Source organism: Rhizobium sp. P44RR-XXIV, from assembly GCF_001999485.2.
Lineage (GTDB): Bacteria > Pseudomonadota > Alphaproteobacteria > Rhizobiales > Rhizobiaceae > Rhizobium.
Genome location: NZ_MPVZ02000029.1, coordinates 601,971 through 621,068 on the forward strand (window position 1 = coordinate 601,971; position 19,098 = coordinate 621,068).

A 19,098-nucleotide genomic window follows, 5' to 3' on the forward strand; every position below is an offset into this window, starting at 1 on the left:
AGAGGTCGGATTGGCTCAAGCAATTTCGCGACTTGACGCATTTTTAAGCGAGTTTACGCTGGCATGATCAAGACGGAGCTATCGATGCCTCACCTGGTCGAGAACCTGAAGATTGCTTGTGCGACGCAACGTTCCATTTCGCACGTCTGCCGTGCGATTGATATCAATCGGCAGCAATTCAACCGATACATCAACGGTGAAACGAGGCCGTCTGCCCATAACCTCGCTCGCATTGCCAACTATTTCGATCTAGATGCGGCGGATTTTCTTCTCGCACCCAAACTGTTTCGCGAACGGCTTCGGGGACCGTCAGTCGGGTCCAACGAAGGTTCCGAGCTTTTCAAGGCTTTTCCGGGAAATCTCACGGCTCTCAGACGCCATCTCGGCTATTTCCAGACCTATCATCGCTCCCCGTCCTGGCCGGGGATGGTCGTGTGTTCCTGCAGTCGCCTTAGCGAGCAGGGCGGCTTGGTGCGTGTCAAGTCCATGGAGCGTCTCCGGGATCTTGGAAATGGCATCCAGCAGTTTTCGAAATATGTGGGTTTAGCGGCGTTTTACAGGAACCGGATCTTCATTACGGAGCGTGTCATCGGTCCGAATTCCATGTTGTCGCAGACGATCCTCCTGCCGTTCGACGAGCACCAGCGGGTCTATTTGCGCGGAACGACCATGGGTGTCTCATGGCGAAAGGAAAATCTCCCCTATGCTTCGCGGATGATCTGGCGGCATGTCGGCGCCGAGCCCGATTTGCGTGAACTTCTGTCGCGATGCGGACCACTGCCGCTATCGTCACGCAAACTGCCACCCACGGTGCGTTCGTTTCTCGCGGACCCATCCGCCGAAGTCTATGCGGTGCCGGCAGAGTATTGATGCTGCCGGTTGACGAACGGGCCTGCGATCCAGGGTGGAATTTGAGACTCAATAGCCCGCTGTTTTGGTATCACAGATTGCGTGGTGGGGTGTTTGCCATCGCAATGCCCTGAGAGACCTATGACTTGGTGTTTCGATTCTCCGTCGGTGAAAATTCTTAAAACAGAAGAATAAGCCAGGTCTTTACGCAATATATTAATGATCACTTTATAAGAATACTATCTATCATATCGTTCCGCGGCGCATGCTTTGACATTTGGGGTGCCTAGATGCTTTTCTCCACGAGAGCGGATGTAGATTCCAGCCGGCCTACTTATCTTGACGATCTGCTTCGTCAGGAAGCGAAGATCAATCTAGATCGCGCCGCAGACATTCCCGACGCTGTTTCAGTCAACCGAGCCTTGAATTTCATAAAGCACTGGTGGGGTGAAACCGGAGAGGAGATGGATGTCAACGTATTCTATCGCCACCGCACCCTTGAAGCACTCGGCTTTGCAATTTCCCACCACGAAGACCTGTCGGCATCACCGAAAATCATTGAGCTGCGGAGCGGGCAAAATGGTGTGGCGCCTTTGCTGATATTCGCTGGGGGAGCAAGCTGCTTTCTGGAAATGCAGCAACTCATCAAGGAAATCAGCTTCCCGGGGCCGATCCTCGGCGTTGCCCTGACGGCTTTCAACCGTGACCGTCAATACCCGGCAACCGTGCAAGATGAGGTTGAAAGCACGCTGAAAGCGTTACAGGCGACGGGGATCGAGGGACCCTATCGATTGCTCGGTTATTCCTTCGGCGGTGTTTTTGCTCTGGAACTGGCGCGCGCGCTGCGGGCGCAGGGGCAGGAGATCGCGTTCCTCGGGATGCTCGATACCCCGTTTGGCGAGCAGGAGTGGCCGCTGACGACCTGGGCCAAATTCATGTGGCAACGCTGGCGAAGAGCGCGCAACAGAAAGAAGAACCTTAAAAAATCAGGTCCTCCGGCAGGCGACCAAACACAGGCCAGGCCGAGCTTGCCGGCTATCGGCCGAGGAGAATACCTGGCAAGAAAGCTGAAACCCCTCTCTTTCCGCTATGCCGATCCACGTACCGCCTATTATCCCGAGCTGGCACCACAATGGATGGGGGATTATCCCCCACTTTACGACGCCGCTGCCAGACAGCTTCTCCGGATGAAAGGTGTCTACAAGCCAAGCCGTTATGACGGGGAGCTCACCTTCTATCGCAGTCTTCAAGGCTCTCCGGTCGATTGCGATCCGAAGTCCATTTGGGGACGCTTTCTTGTTCATGCGGACTGGGTCGACGTTCCAGGCAATCACCAGAGCATGATTGTCGGGCGCAATGCCGGCACGCTAGGCCGTGAGCTCGGCAACCGCCTCATGCGTTGACCTTCAGTTTCCCGCACTCTCCATCTTCCGCGTCGTCAACACGCGCTCCAGCCAGCCGATTTCCATTTCCGGAACCGACTTCAACAGCAGATCCGTATAGTCATCGAACGGCGGCGACAGCGCTTGCGATTTCGGACCGAAGCGCACGAGCTTGCCGCGATGCATGACAGCAACGCTATCGGCGATGGCACGGACGATGGCGATGTCGTGGGTGATGAAGATATAGGAGAGATGCGTCTCCTCCTGCAGCTTCAGCAGCAGCTTCAAGATACCTTCGGCAACCAGCGGATCGAGCGCCGAGGTCGGCTCGTCGCAAAGGATGAGCTCCGGCTTGGCGGCAAGGGCGCGGGCGATTGCGACACGCTGCTTCTGGCCGCCGGAAAGCTCGGCCGGATAGCGGTCGATGAAGCCGTTGCCCATCTCGATCTGGTCGAGCAGTTCTTTCACGCGTGCGGTCTTCGCCGAGCCGCGCAAGCCGTCATAGAAGGTTAGCGGCCGGCCGATGATATCGCGCACGGTCTGGCGGGGGTTCATGGCGGTATCGGCCATCTGGTAGATCAGCTGTATCCGCCGCAACTCCTCGCGCGAGCGGTTCTTCAGGGCCGGTGTCAGTGGTTTGCCGTCGAAGGAAATCTGACCGTCGCTTGGCGGCAGCAGGCCCGTGATGACGCGGGCAAGCGTCGATTTTCCCGAACCGGATTCACCGACGACAGCCAGCGTCTGTCCTTTAGGAACGTGTAGAGAAACATCGTGCAATACCTTGAAACCGTTTGAGTATTGCGCACTGATATTTTCGACTCTCAGAATGGATCCCGATTGATCGGCCGCCTCGTCTCGCGCCGCTTGGCGAACATTGACGAGCGCGCGGGTGTAGTCCTGGCGCGGCTCTTCAATGATCTGTTGTACGCTGCCATATTCCACCGTCTTGCCGTACCGCAGCACCATGATGTCGTCGGAGATCTGGGCGACGACCGCAAGGTCATGAGTGATGTAGAGCGCTGCCGTGTGCGTCTCCTCGATCGCGTGCTTGATGGCTGCAAGCACGTCGATCTGCGTGGTGACATCAAGCGCGGTTGTCGGCTCGTCGAAGACGATCAGTTCGGGATTGGAGCAGAGCGCCATGGCGGTCATGGCCCGCTGGAGCTGGCCGCCGGAGACCTGGTGCGGATAGCGCTCGCCGAAGGTTTCCGGGTTGGGCAGGCCCAGCACCTGGAAGAGGTAGAGTGCTCGCTTCCTGGCTTCTTCCTTCGTCATCAGACGGTGTTTGACGGTGGCTTCGATCACCTGATCACCGAGCCGGTGCGCCGGATTGAACGCTGCTGCCGCCGATTGGGCGACATAGCAGACGCGGGCGCCGCGGATCTTGCGGATGCCGGATTTGCCGAGCGGCAGGATATCCACCCCATCGAGCAGCACCTGGCCGCCGGTGATCTCGGCGCCGCCGCGACCATAGGCGAGAGCGGAAAGGCCGATGGTTGACTTGCCGGCGCCGGATTCGCCAATCAGGCCGAGCACCTTGCCCTTCTGGAGATCGAAGGACACGCCGTCGACGATGGTAACGCGTTTCGGCGGTTCGCCTGGCGGATAGCTGGTTGCCTCGATCTTGAGATCGCGAACGGAAAGAAGCTCAGGCATCGCCACGCCCTCCCTTGAGGCTGGAGGTGCGCTTCAAGAGCCAGTCGACCACCAGATTGACACAGACTGCGAGCGCCGCGATGGCGGAACCCGGCACGAGAGCGGCGGAGATGCCGAAGATAATGCCATCCTTGTTGTCCTTGACCATGCCGCCCCAATCGGCCGAAGGCGGCTGGATGCCGAGGCCGAGGAAGGACAAGGTGGACAGGAACAGGATCGAGAAGGCAAAGCGCAGCCCGAATTCCGCCAGCAGCGGCGACAGCGTATTCGGCAGGATCTCGCGAAAGATGATCCAGATCTTGCCTTCGCCGCGCAGCTTGGCGGCTTCCACAAACTCCATGACCGCAACGTCGAGCGCCACGGCGCGGCCAAGACGATAGACGCGGGTGGAATCGAGGATGGCCATGACGAGGATCAGCACGATCAGGTTCTGCGGCAGCACGGCCAGCACCACCAGCGCGAAGATCAGCGTCGGGATCGACATCATCAGGTCGTTGAACCGCGAAAAGATCGTGTCGATCAATCCACGCGAGACGGCCGCCGTGAAGCTGAGGATGATGCCGAGCGAGAAGGAGATGATCGTTGCCGCCAGCGCCACGAACAGCGTCGTGCGGGTGCCAAAGATCAGACGCGACAGGATATCGCGACCGAGATTATCGAGACCGAAGAAGTATTGCGCGTCGGCGGGCTGCCAGACGTTGCCGACGACTTCAGTTTCGCCATAGGGGGCGATCCAGGGTGCGAAGATCGCACAGATGAAGGCGATCAGGATACCGATGATGCCTATCCAGGCGGTAATGGGGATATCTCTCAATCTCATCGTGGATGCCTCAGACGGGGGTTGGCAACGATGGCGAGAATATCGGCCGTCATGTTGAGGAAGATGTAGACGGTGGCGAAGATCAGCCCGCATGCCTGGACGACGGGCATGTCGCGCACCGTCACGGCGTCGACCATGTATTGGCCCATGCCGGGATAGACGAAGACCACTTCGACGACCACGACGCCGACGATGAGATAGGCAAGGTTCAGTGCGATGACGTTGATGATCGGCGCCAGGGCATTGGGCGCGGCGTGTTTGACGATGGCGCGGAAGGCGGACAGCCCCTTGAGCTCCGCCGTTTCCATATAGGCCGACGACATGACGGAGAGGATGGCGGCGCGGGTCATGCGCATCATGTGCGCGAGTACGACCAGCACCAGTGTCGCAGTCGGCAGCGCGATCGCCTGCAAGCGGTCCGTAAAGCTCATGCCGTCATAAACGGTTGCCGGAAAGGTTGCGATGCCGAACTTGACCGAGAAGAACATGATCAGCAGGTAGCCGATGAAGAATTCCGGCAGCGAGATCGCCGCCAGCGAGATGACGTTGATGATCTTGTCGGGCATGCGGTTCCTGAAATGAACAGCCAGCATGCCCAGGCCGACGGCGAGCGGCACCGAAATCAGCGCGGCGAAACCGGCCAGGAACAGAGAGTTGCCAAGCCGCTTGCCGATCTGTTCGCTCACGGAATTCTTGCTGGCCCAGGAAGTGCCGAAATCGCCCTGCACGGCATTGCCGAGCCATTCCACATAACGGGTGACAACGGGCCGGTTGAGGCCGAGGTCGGCGCGAATGTTGGCAACCGCCTGCGGCGTCGCCGACTGGCCGAGATAGGTGGTGGCGAAATCGCCCGGCAGGGCTTCGAGCCCGCCGAAGATAAGAATGGAGACCGCAAACAGCAGGACGATGCTGAGCAGGCAGCGCTCGATGATCAGGGACAGCAACGGAAAACGCTGCTTGAACCTCAGCCCGGGCAGAACGGTTCCGGGGGGTGAATTGGACATGGCCGATGCCTCGCGCTCTTGTTGCTTTACGCAATTCCGGACGGAAAACCGCTGCGCACTTTTCCCGGAGTTGCTCCAAACGTCGGGAGGACCGCGAAGAGTGTCCGCGGTCCCGGCTTCGTCAGAGATGAGGGCGTTGCCGCCCGGCTTCCGGCATTATGCGTCAAGCCAGACGCGAGTCGCCACGTAGCCGTTCGACATGTCGTTGCCGATATCGTGGACGTAGCCCTTCACCTTCTTGGTGGAGGCGTTCACGAAATCGTTGAACATCGGCAGGATAACGCCGCCTTCGTCGCGCACCATCATTGCCATGGCGCGGTAAAGCTCCTTGCGCTTGGCCTCGTCCAGTTCGGAGCGGGCCTGAAGCAGGAGTTTGTCGAAGTCGGGGCGCTTGAAGCGCGTGTCGTTCCAGTCCGCCGTCGACAGATAGGCGGTGGAGTACATCTGGTCCTGCGTGGGACGGCCGCCCCAGTAGGAGGTGGAGAAGGGCTGCACGTTCCAGACGTTGGTCCAGTAGCCATCGCCCGGCTCGCGCTTGACCTCGATGTTGATCCCGGCCTTCTTGCAGCTTTCCTGATAGAGGACAGCCGCGTCGACGGCGCCGGGGAAGGCGACTTCGGAGGTGCGCAGCAGCACCGAACCGCTATGACCGGATTTCTTGTAATGGAAGGCGGCCTTGTCCGGATCATAGGCACGCTGCTCGATCCCCTCGGGGAAGAGAGCATAGGTGCTGTTGATCGGGAAGTCGTTGCCGACCTTACCATAACCGCCGAGGATCTTCTTGACCATGGTTTCGCGGTCCATGGCATATTTTAACGCCATGCGCAGGTCGTTGTTGTCGAACGGCGTTGTGTTGCAATGCATGATGAAGACGTAATGGCCACGGCCGGCCGTGGACAGGATGTCGACGGTCGGTGCGCGCTTCAGAAGATCGACGGTCTTCGGATCGACGCGGTTGATGTAGTGCACCTGGCCGGACGAGAGAGCAGCGATACGCGCCGTCGCATCGTTCATCGTGATGATTTCGACGCTGTCGACAAAGCCGCGATCCGTGCGCCAGTCGTCCTTGTTGCGCTCGAGCGTGGCGCGCACGCCGGGCTCGAAGCTGACCATCTTGTAGGGGCCTGTGCCGATCGAGGCCAAGGGGTCGTCATAACCGCCATTCGGTTGAATGACGAGGTGGTAGTCGGTCAGAAGCAACGGCATGTCGGCGTTGCCTTCGGTCAGCGTCAACACGAGGTTGTCGCCGTCGGCCTTGATCTCCTTGATCGACTTCACGACGCCGAGCGCGCCGGATTCCGATTTCGCATCGGTGTGGCGCTTGAGCGTGGCGACGACGTCGTCGATCGTCAGATCCTTGCCGTTGTGGAATTTCACGCCCTTGCGGATCTTGAAGGTCCAGGTGGCTGCGTCCTTCGACGGCTCCCAGGATTCGGCAAGCGACGGGACGGCGGCGCCGGTCAGCGGGTGGGATTCCACCAGCATGTCACCCCAGCAGCGGCCGATGCAGAACATGACCTGAGACAGAAATTTCGCCGGGTCCTTGGAATCGGTTGCAGCACCGCCTTCGAGGCCGAGCTTCAGATGGCCGCCGCGCTTCGGTTCGGCTGCCATTGCACTTTCGGTAAAGAGTTTGTCGGCGAGCGTCAAAGTGACGCCGGCTGCCATGGCGCGTCCCATGAATTCGCGGCGGCTGAGCCCGCCCGCGGTGACGCGGCTTGCCAGATATTTCGTATAGTCGTTCATTCCCCTGTTCCTTCTTCTTGCCATGTTGACAGAATTCCCGAGCAGCGTGCCTCACGAAACGGTTTCCTCTTCCGTGTGAAGCCGATTTGCCCGCGATCATGCGGGAAGATGTAGCGATTGCCGCCGCCGTTATTTTCCTTTCCAGACTGGGGGCCGCTTTTCGGCGAAAGCCCGTGCGCCTTCCAATTGATCCTCGCTCGAATAGAGGATGTCGACGGTCGAAAACTGCCGTTTGGTGATCTTGTTCATGGCAGTCTGAAACGTCGTTCCCTCAGCTTCGCGAACGATTTCCTTGATGGCCGCATAGACGAGCGGTGGCCCGCTTGCGAGCAGCCGTGCAAGTTCCCATGCCCTGTCCATCAGCTTGTCCGCCATGACGATCTCGTTGACGAAACCCCAGCGATGCGCTTCTTCGACATTGAGCCAGCGGCCGGTCAAAAGCATGTCCATGGCGATATGATAGGGGATGCGCTTTGGCAATTTGATCGAGGCCGCATCGGCAACTGTGCCCGAACGGATCTCGGGCAATGCGAAGGTCGCATGGGGGGCAGCGATGATGAGATCAGCCGAAAGCGCAATCTCCAGTCCACCGCCGCAACAGATGCCGTTGACGGCGCAGATAACCGGCTTGTTGAGGTCGCGCAACTCCTGCAGGCCGCCGAAGCCGCCGACGCCGTAATCGCCGTCAACCGCGTCGCCGGCGGCGGCTGCCTTCAAATCCCAGCCTGCGGAAAAGAACTTCTCGCCGGTGCCGGTGATGATGGCGACGCGCAGATCCGGATTGTCGCGGAAGTCGCGAAAAATCAGCCCCATCTTGCGGCTGGTCGCCAGATCGATGGCATTCGCCTTCGGCCGGTCGATAACCACTTCAAGAATACCGTTCTCACTTCGGGTGCGAATGGGGTCTTGCAACTTCTGCTACCTCCTTCGCCGGATGAGAGCATCCGCGGCTACGACGCCACGAGATTCTGGTAGAACCATCAATGGATTAATGTCCAGTTCTTCAAGCCGTGCGGCATTCTTTACGACATATTCTGCCGCTGATACGACGGCGTCGGCAACCATTTCGATATTGGTGCCCGCGCCGCCGCGATAGCCTTCGATCAATTTCCGGACCTTCAGCCGCGAAATCCGGTACAACACCTCGGCTTTCGTCACGGGGAGCGGCAAAACGATGGAATCTTCGAGCAATTCCACGAGGATCCCGCCTGCGCCGACCGTGAGTGTCAGGCCGACGACGGGATCACGAACCGCTCCGACGATCAGCTCCGCGAGTGGGCGCTCGATCATGCGTTCGACGAGAAATCCATGCGCGACACGAGCCATGCCTTCGGCGGCATCTATAACGGCGTTTCTATCCCATAGGTTGAGCTTGACGGCGCCCACCTCGGACTTGTGTTCGACGCCGAGCGCCTTGAGAGCGACAGGGAAACCGAGCTGCTCCGCGCAGTCGGCTGCCTCGCTCGCCGTAGCGGCGGTTTTTCCATGCGGAACTATAAGCCCAACGGCCGCAAGCTCGGCCTTGGCCGCAGCCTCGCTTAGGGTCTCCATTTCGCCCGCTTCGCTCGGGGTACTAAGGAGCGGCAATGGTTGCGGTCTCTTCCAGGCATCGGCGATTCCGCTGGCGATATCAGCCGCCGCCAGTGCCTCGCTGATGCCGCAGAGCGGCACGATGCCGGTTTCGATCAATTGCTGCGCGATTGCCTCCGGCATGTTTTCGGGCAGTGTCGCTAGAATACCGGCACGCGCGCCGGTTTGCTTGGCCGCTGCGGCAACCGCTGCAACGGTTATCATCCAGTCGGCCCCGTCGCATCGATCTTCGCGCGGGAAGTCGAGCACGAGTAGATTGAGGGCATAGCCGCCAGCGAACATCGCACTGAAAGCCTCTGTCTGCCGCGCCAGATCGCCCCAGACGAAGGTGTGATAGTCGAGTGGGTTCGAAAGCGTCACCATCTGGCCGAGGCTTGCGCAGAGCGCAGGCAGCTGTTCGGCCTTCAGGGCGCGGAACTCGATATTCAGACCGACCGCCGCATCGGCCATCAGCGAGGCCTCGCCGCCAGAACAGCTCATCGAGGAAATGGCACTACTCTCAAGCGGGCCTGCGACATGCAGCAGTTTCAGTGTTTCGATCAGCTCCGGCAGCGTCGTGACGCGGCCGATACCGAGGCGATGCAGAACGGCCTCTGCCACAGCGTCACTGCCGGCAAGCGATGCCGTATGCGAGATTGCCGCGTGTTGGGCCTGTTCGGACTTGCCGACCTTCAGCGCGATCACCGGCTTTTTTAGCTCGCGAGCGCGGGCGGCCAGAGCCTCCAGAGATCGGATATCGCCAAATCCCTCGATATGCAGGCCGACCGCCGTCACGCGAGGATCTTCGAGAACTGCCCGCGCGAGATCCGAAAGACCAATCTGCGCCTGATTGCCCGCCGTCATCAGATAGCTGATGGGCAGGCCGCGCTTCTGCATGCTGAGATTGATGGCGATGTTGGAGGATTGGGTGAGGATCGCGACGCCGCGTTCGGTGCGCACTATACCGTGCTGATCGGGCCAGAGCAGGGCGCCATCAAGGCCGTTGATCATGCCGTAGCAGTTGGGACCGACGATGGGCATATCGCCGGCGGCTTCGACGAGAGCCTGCTGCAGCTCGGCGCCGTCCGCCAGCTCTGAAACCGCCTCGCTGAACCCGGAGGCATAGCAGACAGCGCCACCGGCGCCTTTGGCGGAGAGCTCGCGAACGATCTGCACCGTAAGTGTCCTGTTGACGCCAACGAAGGCGGCGTCCGGCGCATCCGGTAGCTCTGCCACTGAGCGATAGCATCGGCGGCTGAGCACACTTTCCTGCGTCGGATGCACCGGCCAGATCTCACCGGCGAATCCCATGAGATCGCATTGCTCGATGACCCGTCGCGCCTCGCGGCCGCCGAAGACGGCGATCGTTCTGGGTCTGATGAGGCGGTCGAGCGGGCGTTGCGTCATGTCGTCATGCTCCGAATGGCCGAAGCAGGTCGCGGCTGATGATGTGCCGCTGGATTTCCGAGGTGCCGTCCCAGATGCGCTCGACGCGGGCATCGCGCCAGAAGCGGGCGAGCGGCAGGTCGTCCATCAATCCCATGCCGCCGAAAATCTGGATTGCCTCGTCGGTGACGCGGGCAAGCATTTCCGAGGCGTAGAGCTTGGCGGATGCGATCTCGCGATTGGCCGGGATGCCGGCATCAAGCTTCCAGGCAGCCGATAGCGTCAGCAAGTCGGCGGCGTCGATCTCGGTGATCATGTCGGCGAGCTTGAACGATACGCCCTGATTGGCGCCGATCGGCTTGCCGAATTGCTTGCGCTCGGCGGCATAGGGCAGGGCGAGATCAAAGACGCGACGAGCCCGTCCGACGCAGGTCGCCGCGACCGTAAGACGTGTCCCGTACAGCCAGTCGTTGGCAAGATCGAAGCCACGATGCACTTCGCCGAGCACCTGCGACTTCGGTAATCGGCAATCGGTAAAGTTCAGGATGCAGTTGTGATAGCCGCGATGCGAGAGTGAATCGTAGCCCTTCAGAATGTCGAAGCCCGGTGTGCCGCGATCGACCAGGAAGGCGGTGATCTTCTTCTTGACGCCTTTAGCAGTCTCTTCCTCGCCGGTCGCCGCAAAGACGATGACGAAATCGGCGACATCGGCATGAGAGATGAAATGCTTCGTGCCGTTGAGCACAAAATCATCGCCATCCTGCCTTGCGGCGCATTTCATGCCGCGCATGTCGGAGCCGGCGTCCGGCTCGGTAATGGCGAGCGCGTCGACGCGTTCACCACGCACGGCCGGCAGGAGATAACGCTCACGCTGTTCGCCTTCGCAGGCCATCAGAATGCCCGAGGGGCGACCGAAGAAGACCGTCAGTGCCATCGAACCGCGGCCAAGTTCACGCTCGACAAGCGTGAAGGTCAGATGATCGAGGCCGGCGCCGCCGATTTCCTCGGGGAAACCGCAGGCATAGAAGCCGAGTTCGATGCATTTACGCTTGATATCCTGCCCAAGATCCGGCGGCACGATGCCGGTGCGCTCGACCTCGTTTTCGTGCGGATAGATCTCCGTCTCCACGAAGTCCCGGACCGTCTTGACGATCATTTCCTGTTCTTCGCTGAGTCCGAAATTCACGATCGCTTCCTCCTAGCGTTTTTGTCCCACATAGCGGCCGGCTCCCTCCGGCATTGGCAAGTCCGTATGCGCAGCGGCGATCGGCCTTAATTTCGCCAGCACCTCCTCCGGTGCTGCAACGGCCTTGCCTGCTTTCGCGTCGACGTGCAGCAGCATCTGTTCGGCGGTGGCGATCACATCGCCGCTCGCAGTGTCGTATAGTGTATGGAACACATGGAGCCGCTTTTCATCGGAGCCGAGGATCTGCGCCGTCGAGTGGATGGCCTGCCCGAGCTTGGCTTCGCCGATGTGGCGCATATGCGTCTCCACCGTATAGTAGCTGTGGCCGCGCGCGACATAGGCGAGATCGACGCCGATCAGGCGCAAAAGCGCATCCGAGGTATCGCCGAAGACCTGCAGATAGCGGTGCTCGGTCATGTGGCCGTTGTAGTCGACCCAGGCCGGGCTGACCTTGGTGTCGATCAGGCGCAGCGGCTTCGAGACGTCGAAACCCTGCTTCTCGCCGCCACCAGCAGCCCAAAGATGCTGCTCGAAATCCTTCAGCAGCTTGCCGGCGCCCCAGCCCTTGCCGCCATGGCTGGCCTTTAGGCTTTGGAAGATGCCGACGAGGTTTTCGTCGCGGATGCGCTCGAGCTCGCGGATCGAAAGCCCGTCTGCCTGTTCGTCGGACTGATGGCCGATCTTTTCGACGAGTGCGTCGTCGAGATCGACGACATCCATCAGCTTCGTCCAGTTCCACTGCAATGCCGGGCCGAACTGCGCCAGGAAGTGACGCATGCCGGCTTCGCCGCCGGCAATACGGTAGGTCTGGAACAGGCCCATCTGCGCCCAGCGCAGGCCGAAGGAATAGCGGATGACATCGTCAAGCGTCTCGACGGTGCAGATATCGTCCTTGATCAGCCACAAAGCTTCGCGCCAGAGGGCTTCCAGCAGGCGGTCACCGACGAAAGCCTCGATTTCCTTGGCGATATGAACGCCTTTCATGCCGATGGGCGGCAAGCGCTCCATCGCCGCCTGGATGGTCGCGGCGCTGGTCTTTTCGCCGCCGACGATTTCCACGAGCGGCAGCAGATAGACCGGATTGTAGGGGTGGGCGACAAACAGGCGCTCCGGGTGGCGCATGTCGCGCTGCAAATCGGTCGGCAGAAGCCCCGATGTGGAGGAGCCGATCAAGGCATCGGGCTTTGCGGCAGAATCGATCTGCGTCAGCACGTTGCGCTTGAGATCCAGTCGCTCAGGCACGCTTTCCTGGATCCAGTCGGCGCCGGCGACGGCCGCCTCCAGCGTATCCCGGAATGTCAGCTTGCCGCGCGGCGGAAGCGGCGCGCCGGTCAGCATCGCATAGGCTTTTTCGGCGTTGGCAAGCACTTCACCGACGATGCGGGTTGCCTCCGGATGCGGGTCGTAGACATCGACGTCGATGCCTGCCAAGAGGAAACGGGCGATCCATCCGCCGCCTATAACGCCGCCGCCGATGCAGGCCGCCTTGTTGATCTTGGTCATCGGGGCCTCAGCGCTTCGTCAATTTCAGTTTCTTGCGGACATCTTCGGGGCCGATGATGCGCGCGCCCATACCTTCGACCACCTGCACGGCCTTTTCGACGAGCTGCGCGTTGGTCGCGAGCGCACCCTTTCCGGCATAGAGATTGTCTTCCAGCCCGACGCGGACATTGCCGCCGGCCAGGATCGCGGCAGCCGGATAGGCCATGGCGTTGCGGCCGATGGAAAAGGCCGAGAAGGTCCAGCTTTTGGGAACATTATTGACCATCGCCATGAAGGTATTCAGGTCGTCGGGCGCTCCCCACGGGATGCCCATGCAGAGCTGGATGAGAACCGGATCCTCAATGAGACCCTCCTCGGCAAGCTGCTTGGCGAACCAGAGATGACCGGTGTCGAAGGCCTCGATCTCCGGGCGGACGCCGAGATCGGTCATCTTCTTCGCCATGGCCCTCAGCATCGAGGGCGTGTTGGTCATGACGTAGTCGCCGAGGCTGAAATTCATCGTGCCGCAATCGAGCGTGCAGATTTCCGGCAGGCATTCGGCGACATGGCTCACGCGCTCGGAGGCGCCCGCCATGTCCGTGCCCTTGTCGTTCAGGGGCAATGGGCGTTCGACATCGCCGAAAATCAGGTCACCACCCATGCCGGCTGTCAGGTTCAGCACGACATCGACGTCCGCCGAGCGGATGCGGTCGGTGACTTCCCTGTAGAGATCGTTGCGGCGGCTGGCAGCCCCGGTTTCCGGATCGCGGACATGGCAGTGAACCACTGCCGCCCCAGCCTTGGCGGCGTCGATCGCCGAATCCGCGATCTGCTTGGGAGTAATCGGAACATGGCTGGATTTCGAAACCGTATCGCCGGCACCGGTCACGGCACAGGTGATGAAGACATCGCGGTTCATCGCAAGAGGCATTTTGTTCTCCCTCGTATTGAGGACATTACGGGGCATGCGGCATCTTCATGCTTTGCATTATCGGAACCAATCGATACATTATCGGAAACTCGAGATGCTGCCGATGCTGAACCCTTCCAACGCGCCCCTTGATATCGATCTGCTGGTCCTGCCGGAAACGAACCTGATCCTGATCGCGTCGGTGATCGAGCGCTGCGCGGGGCCAATCGCATTTCCGGGGCGGAACTCTATCGCTGGCGGCTGTTTACCCTTGACGGTTCGCCTGTGGAGACGACCAGCCTCATCCCGGTGCCGGCGTCCGGTAGCTTCAGGCCGATGTCGGAGACCGCGCCGCTCTTCGTTCTCGCCAGCTACAACTGGCGGCGCAGCGCCACGCAAGCCCTAAAGATGCAGCTATCGCAGACCGCGCGTCATCGCTCGATGATCGCCGGCATTGAATCCGGCAGCTGGCTTCTGGCCGAGGCGAGCCTTCTCGACAATGTCTCGGCTGCCGTCCATTGGGAGGATTTCGACGATTTTGCGCTTGCCTATCCGCAAGTGAAGGCTGTGAAGGACCGCTTTGTGATTGACGGCAAACGCATCACCACGGCCGGCTCTCTGCCGACGGTCGATCTGATGCTCGAAATCATCCGCCGGCGGCAAGGCTATTCGCTGGCGCTCGAGGTCAGCCGTCTGTTCATTTATGAGCCGGCATCCACGCAGAGTGCGGCGGAGTTATCGCCTTCGACGGCCGGCCTGCGCATGCGCGATCCGCGCGTTGCCCAGGCTATTCGCCTGATGGAGGACCATATCGAGCAGCCGCTGGTGCTCACGCGTCTGGCTCGCCGCGTTGGTCTCAGCGCCCGCCATCTGCAGGCGCTTTTTCAGGATAGCATCGGCGCGCCGCCGCATGTGCATTATCTGGCACTTCGACTGAATGCCGCCCGCCGCAAAGTGATCGAGACGAAGGATTCCTTTGCCGAGATCGCGGCAGCAACCGGTTTCAACTCGGCCTCTGCCTTTTCCCGCAGTTACCGGGCGAGCTTTTCCGAAAGCCCGTCCGGTACCCGTCGCAGGCTGCGCGGCCGCGCTACGGCTGCGGCAGAACCGACATAGGCTGGAAGGCTTCCCGCACCCTCTCGGCGAGTTCCTGAATTGCCTCGCTCGAATGATAGGGATTGCGGCGCAGTACGACGCGCGAGGAATCGACGGGCGGAAAGCCATCTTCGCTCGTCAGCTCCCGGCAGCCATGTGGAATATTGCTGCGTGACAGGGTCGTCACTGCCAGCCCGGCAGAAACCGCGTTCTTCAGGCCGGAACTGGTATCGGCGATGAAGGCGATGCGATAGGCGCGGCCCTGTTGCTCAAGGGAGCGCAGCGCGAAATCCCGCGCCCATGTCGAATTCCGATAGGTTGCGATGGGCAATGGTATGGCATCGTGCAACCGATGCACCATGGATGTTACCCAGACTGTGGGATCGATACAGAGGACTTCGCCTTTGTTCTGGTTGCTCCAATCGAAGACGACAGCAAGGTCGAGCTCATCCTTCTCCAGGGCGGCGAGATTGTGCGCGGTATAATCGCAGGAAACTGTGACTTCGACGGCCGGGTGCCGGATGGCGAAGGCGGCCAGCGCAGCAGGCAGAATGGTCTGGCTATACTCTTCCGGAATTCCGATCCGCACCGGTCCGTCGAGCGGCTTGGTGCGGATTGTGGCGGCCGCCTCGTTCAAAAGCTCGATGACCCTCTGGGCATAGGGGAGTAACTGATTACCCGCCCGGGTCAGGACAGCTCCGCGTGCATTCCTGTCAAAGAGCGTCTCGCCGATCGTTTCCTCCAGGCGCTTGATCTGAGCACTGACGGCCGATTGCGTGCGGCCGATGCGCTGCGCGGCTATGGAAAAATTCGACGTCTCGCTGATGACGAGGAAGGTCCGGAGCAAATCGCTTTCGATGGGATCGTGCATCGCAGGTCACAAATATTTCTGATAGCTACTATCTCTACTATTCGTTTGCCTGATGTCAAATATCGGCGCAAACAGGAGCCGTTCCTTCGGTTTCCTCACTGAGTCCATTACATGACATTCCAGTTTCCGGCCCGCTCCGCTTTTGCCAGCGATTATGAGAGGGGCGTTGTACTCGTGGCTACAGCAATGCTTGCGTGGAGCTGCAGCGGCATCTACGCACGCCTTCTGACCACGGATATCTGGACGACGATCGCCTGGCGATCACTGTTCGGTGGCCTGTTCCTGCTGATTCCCAGCTTTTTCCTCGAAGGCGGGTTTTCCAGGCGGCAATGGGCCTCGATCTTCCATCCGGCCGGCCTGGCGATGCTCGCCTGCCAGATGATAAGCCAGGCTTGCTTCATCGGCGCGCTTTATATGACCACGGTCGCCAATGTGACCATGATCTATGCGACGGCGCCATTCATCGCCGCGTTTCTCAGCTGGTCCATGCTGAAGGAGCGGGTGGCGAAGCGAACGTTGATTGCCGGCGGCATCTGCCTCATCGGCGTCGCCGTTATCGTAGCGTCGTCGATCGGTGGCGGCACAGGCATCGGCGATCTGCTGGCGCTTGGCATGACTGTCACCTTCGCTCTCATTATCGTCATCCCGCGCATGGATCGTAGCATTCCGATCCTGCCGTCGAGCGTTGTCAGTGGGCTGCTGACATTCGTTATCTTCGTGCCCTTCGCCTCGACAAGCTCGGTTGATGTCAACGACTGGCTGCTGCTGGCTGCCTTCGGGGCGACGAATTTCGCGCTCGCCTTCGTTCTTTTCCTCTTCGGCTCCAGGCGAATGCCGGCGGCCGACGCGGCCCTGATTAGTTCGATGGAGATCGTGCTGACCCCGTTCTGGGTCTGGCTGTTCTTTTCGGAGACGCCGCCTGTGGCCACGTTCATCGGCGGGGCGATCATCTTCGCGACGATCGTCTGGCATACGGCCGTCGATCTCCGGCATGGGCGCCGTGTCCGTGTGCCCGCGGAATAGGCTATAGCCATCGGCCCGCGTCTCGGCAAAGATAGCGGCTTGAGCCTCGATTTCACAGAAGCGATGAAAACGATATGACCTCCAACGACCCCTTGCTCCAGCCCTATCAACTCAAGCACCTCACGTTGAAGAACCGCATCATGTCGACGGCACATGAGCCGGCCTATTCGGAAGACGGCATGCCGACAGATCGATACAGGCTCTACCATCGCGAGAAGGCGAAGGGCGGCATCGCGCTGACCATGACCGCGGGCTCGGCAGTCGTCTCACCGGATTCGCCGCCTTCCTTCGGCAACCTCCATGCCTATCGCGACGAGATCGTTCCGTGGCTGAAGAAGCTGACCGACGACTGTCATGAGTATGGTGCCGCCGTCATGATCCAGTTGACCCATCTTGGCCGCCGCACCGGCTGGAACAAGGGAGACTGGCTGCCGGTGCTGGCGCCGTCGCCGATCCGCGAGCCGGCGCACCGCGCCTTTCCGAAAGCGGCCGAGGAATGGGATATCGAGCGCATCATCGCGGATTTCGCCGCGGCAGCCCAGCGTATGCAGGACGCCGGCCTCGATGGTATAGAAATCGAAGCCTACGGCCATTTGACTGATGGCTTCTGGTCGCCGGCGACGAACAGGCGCGAGGACGAGTTCGGCGGTTCGCTCGACAACCGCATGCGCTTTTCGATGATGATGACGGAGGCCATCCGCAAGGCGGTCGGGCCGGACTTCATCGTTGGCATCCGGCTCGTGGCCGATGAGGATTGGGAGAAGGGGCTTTCGCGAGAGGAGGGTGTCGAGATCGCGCGGCGGCTGGTTGCCTCGGGCAATATCGACTTTCTCAACATCATTCGCGGCCATATCGAAAGTGACGCGGCGCTCAACAATGTCATTCCAATCCAGGGCATGGCATCTGCACCGCATCTGGATTTTGCCGGCGAGGTGAGGGCGGCGACCAAGTTCCCGGTTTTCCATGCCGCGCGCATCAGCGATGTCGCCACCGCGCGACACGCGATCGCGGAAGGCAAGCTCGACATGGTCGGCATGACCCGCGCCCATATTGCCGACCCGCATATCGTCAAAAAGATCATGTCCGGGCAGGAGGCACATATCCGCCCTTGCGTCGGCGCCACCTACTGTCTTGACAGGATCTACGAGGGCGGCGAGGCGCTCTGTATTCACAATGCGGCGACCAGCCGCGAGGCCGAGATGCCGCATGAGATCGAGCGGGCAGCAGTGTCGCGAAAGGTCGTCGTCATCGGTGCCGGACCTGCAGGTCTGGAGGCGGCTCGTGTTCTTGCTGAACGCGGTCACACAGTTGATGTGCTTGAGGCAAGCAGCAAAGCCGGCGGCCAAGTCAATCTGCTGACCCGCAATCCCCGCCGCAAGGAAATGATCGGGATCATCGATTGGCGATTATCTGAGTTGGAACGCCTCGGCGTCACCATCCATTATGATGTCTATGCCGGAGCGGATGAGGTCATGGCCTTCGAACCCGATCTCGTCGTGGTGGCGACGGGCGGCATTGCGCAGTCACCCGAACTGGATAGCGGCGATGCTCTTGTCACCTCCTCATGGGATATTCTTGCCGGCGCCGTGAAGTCTGAAGGGCAGGTCCTGCTCTATGACGACAATGGCGGCCATCCAGGCATGTCGGCGGCCGAAGTCATCGCCAATGGCGGCGCCGAGCTGGAGCTTGTCTCGCCAGAACGTTTCTTCGCGCCTGAAATGGGCGGCATGAACCATGTGCCCTACGCGAAGGCCTTTGCCGAAAAGAATGTGCGCGTCACCATCAACACCCGACTGAAATCGGTGCGGCGCGACGGCAATGCGCTGGTGGCGGTTCTCGGCTCCGATTTCTCCGAAAAGACGCAATGGGAGCGGCGGGTTTCCCAGGTGGTGGTGGAGCATGGCACCGTGGCCAATGACGAGCTTTATCTCGAGCTGAAGCCGCTGTCGCGCAATCTCGGGGCCGTCGACTATCCGGCCTTGATTGCACGCCGCGCGCCATTGCCGGAAAGAAATGCGGCCGGCAACTTCGATCTGATCCGTATCGGTGATGCGATTGCGAGCCGCAACATCCACGCTGCCATCTACGATGCGCTACGTTACTGCTCCTTGTTGTAACG

14 protein-coding genes and 1 pseudogene are annotated in these 19,098 nt (G+C 60.5%); 5 read left to right on the forward strand and 10 right to left on the reverse strand.

The annotated features are described in order from the left end of the window. Positions 1 to 84: 84 nt before the first annotated feature. Positions 85 to 870, forward strand: a complete 786-nt coding sequence (locus tag BSK43_RS28855) for a helix-turn-helix transcriptional regulator (protein ID WP_077468296.1) — start codon at positions 85 to 87, stop codon at positions 868 to 870. Positions 871 to 1,139: 269 nt separating this feature from the next. Then, positions 1,140 to 2,252, forward strand: a complete 1,113-nt coding sequence (locus tag BSK43_RS28860; RefSeq protein WP_077468153.1) for a thioesterase domain-containing protein — start codon at positions 1,140 to 1,142, stop codon at positions 2,250 to 2,252. 3 nt (positions 2,253 to 2,255) lie between these two features. On the opposite strand, the gene BSK43_RS28865 is transcribed toward BSK43_RS28860, so the two are convergent. From BSK43_RS28865 to BSK43_RS28905, 9 genes are all read right to left on the reverse strand, one after another. Further along, positions 2,256 to 3,887 carry an ABC transporter ATP-binding protein gene (locus tag BSK43_RS28865; protein ID WP_077468154.1) on the reverse strand — a complete coding sequence of 544 codons (1,632 nt, stop codon included), beginning with the start codon at positions 3,885 to 3,887 and terminating at the stop codon, positions 2,256 to 2,258. After that, positions 3,880 to 4,707, reverse strand: a complete 828-nt coding sequence (locus tag BSK43_RS28870) for an ABC transporter permease (RefSeq protein WP_077468155.1) — start codon at positions 4,705 to 4,707, stop codon at positions 3,880 to 3,882. The genes BSK43_RS28865 and BSK43_RS28870 overlap by 8 nt, the downstream gene beginning before the upstream one ends. Further along, positions 4,704 to 5,711 (reverse strand): ABC transporter permease, encoded by a 1,008-nt coding sequence (locus BSK43_RS28875; protein ID WP_077468156.1) that lies wholly within the window; start codon positions 5,709 to 5,711, stop codon positions 4,704 to 4,706. The genes BSK43_RS28870 and BSK43_RS28875 overlap by 4 nt, the downstream gene beginning before the upstream one ends. A gap of 156 nt (positions 5,712 to 5,867) precedes the next feature. Continuing rightward, complete coding sequence (locus BSK43_RS28880; protein WP_077468157.1) at positions 5,868 to 7,457, reverse strand: ABC transporter substrate-binding protein; 1,590 nt, start codon at positions 7,455 to 7,457, stop codon at positions 5,868 to 5,870. Positions 7,458 to 7,586: 129 nt separating this feature from the next. Next, positions 7,587 to 8,369, reverse strand: a complete 783-nt coding sequence (locus BSK43_RS28885; RefSeq protein WP_077468158.1) for a carnitinyl-CoA dehydratase — start codon at positions 8,367 to 8,369, stop codon at positions 7,587 to 7,589. A 6-nt stretch (positions 8,370 to 8,375) separates the two neighbouring features. Continuing rightward, the gene (locus tag BSK43_RS28890) at positions 8,376 to 10,433 is read right to left on the reverse strand and encodes an acetate--CoA ligase family protein (protein WP_077468159.1); all 2,058 of its coding nucleotides are present in this window, start codon (positions 10,431 to 10,433) and stop codon (positions 8,376 to 8,378) included. A gap of 4 nt (positions 10,434 to 10,437) precedes the next feature. Then, on the reverse strand, positions 10,438 to 11,598 hold the full coding sequence (locus BSK43_RS28895) for an acyl-CoA dehydrogenase family protein (RefSeq protein ID WP_077468160.1): 1,161 nt from the start codon (positions 11,596 to 11,598) through the stop codon (positions 10,438 to 10,440). A gap of 12 nt (positions 11,599 to 11,610) precedes the next feature. Then, positions 11,611 to 13,101, reverse strand: coding sequence for a carnitine 3-dehydrogenase (locus tag BSK43_RS28900; RefSeq protein WP_077468161.1), 1,491 nt, complete (start codon positions 13,099 to 13,101; stop codon positions 11,611 to 11,613). 7 nt (positions 13,102 to 13,108) lie between these two features. Then, positions 13,109 to 14,011 (reverse strand): 3-keto-5-aminohexanoate cleavage protein, encoded by a 903-nt coding sequence (locus BSK43_RS28905; protein WP_077468162.1) that lies wholly within the window; start codon positions 14,009 to 14,011, stop codon positions 13,109 to 13,111. 103 nt (positions 14,012 to 14,114) lie between these two features. Between BSK43_RS28905 and BSK43_RS28910 the strand changes: the two are divergent. Next, positions 14,115 to 15,106 (forward strand): annotated as a pseudogene (locus tag BSK43_RS28910) (GlxA family transcriptional regulator). On the opposite strand, the gene BSK43_RS28915 reads toward BSK43_RS28910, so the two are convergent. Then, a complete protein-coding gene (locus tag BSK43_RS28915) occupies positions 15,081 to 15,956 on the reverse strand; it encodes a LysR substrate-binding domain-containing protein (RefSeq protein WP_077468163.1) in 876 nt (291 codons plus the stop codon). The pseudogene BSK43_RS28910 and the gene BSK43_RS28915 overlap by 26 nt on opposite strands. A 111-nt stretch (positions 15,957 to 16,067) precedes the next feature. Between BSK43_RS28915 and BSK43_RS28920 the strand changes: the two genes are divergently transcribed. Together BSK43_RS28920 and BSK43_RS28925 are read left to right on the forward strand one after the other, a co-directional pair. After that, positions 16,068 to 16,979, forward strand: a complete 912-nt coding sequence (locus BSK43_RS28920; RefSeq protein ID WP_077468164.1) for a DMT family transporter — start codon at positions 16,068 to 16,070, stop codon at positions 16,977 to 16,979. Positions 16,980 to 17,053: 74 nt separating this feature from the next. Then, a complete protein-coding gene (locus BSK43_RS28925; RefSeq protein ID WP_077468165.1) occupies positions 17,054 to 19,096 on the forward strand; it encodes an NADH:flavin oxidoreductase in 2,043 nt (680 codons plus the stop codon). Positions 19,097 to 19,098: the final 2 nt, after the last annotated feature.